The 477-nt window shown below is 63.1% G+C and carries 1 protein-coding gene; it reads right to left on the reverse strand.

All coding sequences use genetic code 11. The annotated features are described in order from the left end of the window. A partial coding sequence (locus tag R0J92_RS21665; protein ID WP_411053153.1) for a beta-ketoacyl synthase N-terminal-like domain-containing protein occupies positions 1–477 on the reverse strand: 477 nt, incomplete at both ends.

Below are 477 nucleotides of genomic sequence, written 5' to 3' on the forward strand. Positions count from 1 at the left end.
ATTTGGGCGAGGACATGGTCGCCTTGCCCGCGTGATCGCCCAGCAGGCGCTCAACCGCGACCAGCTCGGTGGTGTCCGCGATGGTGGAGGTGCCGTGGGCGTTGATATAGGAAATCTGATCTTCGGTCAGGCCCGCATCTGCCAGCGCGGCGCGCACCGTGCCGATGGCAGGCGAGGCGTCCGGCTTGGAGCGTGTGCGATGGAAATCATCGGCCTTTTCGCCGCAACCGGCCAGAATGCCCAGAACCCTGGCTCCACGCGCAACTGCGCTTTCAAGCGATTCCATGACCAGTGCGCCGGAACCTTCCGACATGGCAAAGCCGTCGCGGTCCTTGGAGAAGGGCTTGGAAGCCTTTTCCGGCCTGTCGTTCTGCGTCGAAAGGGCTGACAGCAGCGAGAAGCGAATGAGCGCTTCGGCAGAGACGGAACCATCGGTTCCGATAGAGAGAACCCGGTCGCTTTCGCCGCGACGAATGG

The sequence above is a fragment of the Tritonibacter sp. SIMBA_163 genome (assembly GCF_046535935.1).
GTDB classification, from domain to species: Bacteria; Pseudomonadota; Alphaproteobacteria; order Rhodobacterales; family Rhodobacteraceae; genus Epibacterium; species Epibacterium scottomollicae.